1 protein-coding gene, 2 rRNA genes and 1 pseudogene are annotated in these 3,111 nt (G+C 70.8%); all 4 read left to right on the forward strand.

Going from position 1 to position 3,111, the window contains the following annotated elements:
* Nucleotides 1–125, forward strand: a 23S ribosomal RNA gene (locus tag AC060L_RS37230); the annotation flags it as partial.
* A gap of 111 nt (nucleotides 126–236) precedes the next feature.
* A 5S ribosomal RNA gene (rrf, locus tag AC060L_RS37235) occupies nucleotides 237–353 on the forward strand.
* Nucleotides 354–582: 229 nt separating this feature from the next.
* Nucleotides 583–1,800: pseudogene (locus tag AC060L_RS37240) on the forward strand (hypothetical protein); the annotation flags it as partial.
* 408 nt (nucleotides 1,801–2,208) lie between these two features.
* The gene (locus AC060L_RS37245) at nucleotides 2,209–3,084 is read left to right on the forward strand and encodes a tetratricopeptide repeat protein (protein WP_483803424.1); all 876 of its coding nucleotides are present in this window, start codon (nucleotides 2,209–2,211) and stop codon (nucleotides 3,082–3,084) included.
* The last annotated feature ends 27 nt before the right edge of the window (nucleotides 3,085–3,111 follow it).

The following is a 3,111-nucleotide window of genomic DNA, read 5'->3' on the forward strand; positions in this document are numbered from 1 at the left end:
AGATGAGTATTCCCACCTCCTTGAGAGGGTAAGGCTCCCAGTAGACGACTGGGTTGATAGGCCGGATGTGGAAGCCCTGTAAGGGGTGGAGCTGACCGGTACTAATAGGCCGAGGGCTTGTCCTCAGACGCTCGCGTTCACTGTGTGGTTCCCGGGTAGCGAACAGCTATCGCCGGCGAACTATTTAAGCAACACTATTCAACTGAAAAGTGTGTTCGCTGAATACCCAATAGGGTTTCGGTGGTCATAGCGTGAGGGAAACGCCCGGTTACATTCCGAACCCGGAAGCTAAGCCTCACAGCGCCGATGGTACTGCAGGGGGGACCCTGTGGGAGAGTAGGACACCGCCGAACAATTATTCAAAGGCCGTGGCCCCAGCGATCAGCTGGGGCCACGGCCTTTTGCTTTTTCTGTACGACTTTGTATTTCGTCGGCATCCCCCGGCGCTCCCGCCCAGGCGCGGGGCCGGGGCTGATGCTCGACAATGGAGATGGTGTGTGGCCACGCGGCCGGCACCCTGCCGCACGGGACGTGTTCGGTCCCGGTAGCGGCGCAGCTGATGAAGGTAGAGGAGTCACCGCGATGTCGAACCCGCCCCAGGACCGTCCCGAGCGCCGATCGGACGATGGTCGAGGCTACGAGCCCCGCTCGCGTGGCGGTTGGTCGAACGACCGCGGCCCGCGCCGGGACGACCGCGGTGACAGCGGCTTCCGCCGCGACGACCGCGGTGGCGACCGTGACCGTGGCGGCGACCGCCCGTCCGGCGACCGCGGCGGCTACCGGGGCGGCGACCGCCCCTCGGGTGGCTTCAACCGCGACGACCGTGGTGGCGACCGCGGTGGGTACCGCGGCGGCGACCGTCCGTCCGGCGACCGTGGCGGCTTCCGTGGCGGCGACCGTCCGTCGGGTGACCGCGGCGGTTTCCGTGGCGGCGACCGTCCGTCCGGTGGTTTCAACCGCGATGACCGTGGTGGCGACCGCGGTGGTTTCCGCGGTGGCGACCGCCCCTCGGGTGGTTTCAACCGTGACGACCGTGGTGGCGAGCGCGGCGGGTTCCGTCGTGACGACCGTCCGTCCGGCGACCGTGGCGGCTTCCGCGGCGGCGACCGCCCCTCGGGTGACCGCGGCGGTTTCCGTCGCGACGACCGCCCCTCGGGCGGTTTCAACCGTGACGACCGTGGTGGCGAGCGCGGCGGGTTCCGTCGTGACGAGCGCCCCTCCGGTGACCGCGGCGGCTTCCGTGGCGGCGACCGCCCCTCGGGTGGCTTCAACCGCGATGACCGTGGTGGCGACCGCGGCGGGTTCCGTCGTGACGAGCGCCCCTCCGGTGACCGTGGTGGTTTCCGTGGTGGCGACCGTCCGTCGGGTGGTTTCAACCGCGATGACCGTGGTGGCGACCGCGGCGGGTTCCGTCGTGACGACCGTCCGTCGGGTGGTTTCCGTGGTGGCGACCGTCCGTCCGGTGGTTTCAACCGTGACGACCGTCCCTCCGGTGACCGTGGCGGCTTCCGTCGCGACGACCGCCCCTCGGGTGGTTTCAACCGTGACGACCGTGGTGGCGAGCGCGGCGGCTTCCGTCGTGACGAGCGCCCCTCCGGTGACCGCAGTGGCTTCCGTCGCGACGACCGCCCCTCGGGTGGCTTCAACCGCGATGACCGTGGTGGCGAGCGTGGCGGCTTCCGCCGTGACGACCGCCCGTCGGGTGGTTTCCGTGGTGGCGACCGCCCGTCCGGTGGTTTCAACCGTGACGACCGTCCCTCCGGTGACCGTGGCGGCTTCCGTCGCGACGACCGCCCCTCGGGTGGTTTCAACCGTGACGACCGTGGTGGCGAGCGCGGCGGCTTCCGCCGTGACGAGCGCCCCTCCGGTGACCGTGGCGGCTTCCGTGGCGGCGACCGCCCCTCGGGTGGTTTCAACCGCGATGACCGTGGTGGCGAGCGCGGCGGCTTCCGTCGCGACGACCGCCCGTCCGGCGACCGTGGTGGTTTCCGTGGCGGCGACCGTCCCTCGGGTGACCGCGGTGGGTACCGCGGCGGCGACCGTCCGTCCGGTGACCGTGGCGGCTTCCGTCGCGACGACCGGCGTGACGACCGCCGGGACGACCGTGGCGGCGACCGTGGTGGGTACGACGACCGCCGTGGCAACTACGAGCCCGTCCACCGGCTGCCGATCCCCGAGGACGTCACCGGCATGGAGATCGACGCGGACGTGCGGCAGGAGCTGAAGAGCCTGCCGAAGACGCTCGCCGATGACGTGGCCCGCAACCTGGTGATGGTCGCCCGCCTGCTCGACACCGAGCCGGAGGAGGCCTACAAGTTCTCCCGCGTCGCGCTGCGACTGGCTTCGCGTGTCGCCTCGGTGCGCGAGGCGGCCGGCTTCGCCTCGTACATGACGCAGCGCTACTCGGAGGCGCTGACCGAGTTCCGCGCCGCCCGCCGGATGACCGGCCGGGCCGACCTGTGGCCGGTGATGGCCGACTGCGAGCGCGGTCTGGGCCGTCCCGAGAAGGCGCTGGCGATGGCCGGCGAGCCCGAGGTCAAGCAGCTGGACAAGGCCGGCCAGGTCGAGATGCGCCTGGTCTCGGCCGGTGCCCGCTCCGACATGGGCCAGTTCGACGCCGCCGTGGTGACGCTGCAGAGCCCGGAGCTGGCCTCCAACACCGTCCACCCGTGGACGGCCCGACTGCGCTACGCCTACGCCGACGCGCTGATCGCGGCCGACCGTGCCGACGAGGCGCGTGAGTGGTTCGCGAAGGCCGCCGAGGCCGACCCGGACGGCAACACCAACGCCTCCGAGCGGCTGGCCGAGATCGACGGCCTGGAGTTCGTGGACGCGCTCGACCCCGAGCTCGCCGAGGTCGAGGACGAGGAGCGCCCTGTCGCCGAGGAGCGGGGCGAGCGTGCGGAGCGCCGCTACGCCGACGACCGTGACGGCGGCGACGACCGGGTGATCTTCGAAGAGGACGAGGACGTCGAGGAGTACTACGACGACGACGACCTGGAGATCGACGAGGCCGACGACGCCGAGAACGACCAGGTGACCCGCGACCGCGAGGCGCGCCGCCAGGAGAACGACCGCGACTGATCCGCGGAGATTCAAGAACGGGCCGTG

Source organism: Kitasatospora sp. NEAU-69 (assembly GCF_057158765.1).